The organism is Aneurinibacillus sp. UBA3580, from assembly GCF_002375825.1.
In the GTDB taxonomy this organism is placed as follows: domain Bacteria; phylum Bacillota; class Bacilli; order Aneurinibacillales; family Aneurinibacillaceae; genus Aneurinibacillus; species Aneurinibacillus danicus.
Map to the genome: position 1 here is coordinate 493 of NZ_DFMZ01000079.1, position 508 is coordinate 1,000.

The 508-nt window shown below is 48.6% G+C and carries 1 protein-coding gene; it reads left to right on the top strand.

What is annotated here, in order from left to right:
* Positions 1 to 426, top strand: a 426-nt coding sequence (locus tag B2899_RS12025; RefSeq protein ID WP_286886084.1) for a DODA-type extradiol aromatic ring-opening family dioxygenase, incomplete at its 5' end; no start/stop codon positions are given.
* Positions 427 to 508: the final 82 nt, after the last annotated feature.

Below are 508 nucleotides of genomic sequence, written 5' to 3' on the forward strand. Positions count from 1 at the left end.
CGGCTCGTGTATCCGCAAGCGGATATTCCGGTCGTAGTCTTATCGGTAAATCCCAATCTGTCCGCGGCGGAACAGTATCGTATTGGCCAGGCTCTCTCGCCTTTAAGAAAAGATGGAGTCATGTTTATTGGAAGTGGTGGAACCGTGCATAATCTGCGACGGATAAACTGGCGGAGCACGGAGGCGGAGGAATGGGCCGTAAAGTTCGATGATTGGCTGGGGGAAAAGATCGGGAAGTGGGATACGGAGGCGCTGTTTGCGTATGAGACGCAAGCGCCGCATGCGAAAGAGGCTGTACCACGCAATGAACATTTCATTCCTTTGTTGCTGGCGATGGGAGCGGCGGGCGACGGACGGAACGGAACGCTGCTGCATCGGGAGTATCAGTATGGGAATTTAAGTTTAATTTGCTGGAAATTTGATTAAATATATTCCAGCTCTTTTCCTGCTAATGATTTTTGCATAAGTTATCTCTCTTTTCTGTTAAAATCATGAGAAAAGAAGGAAG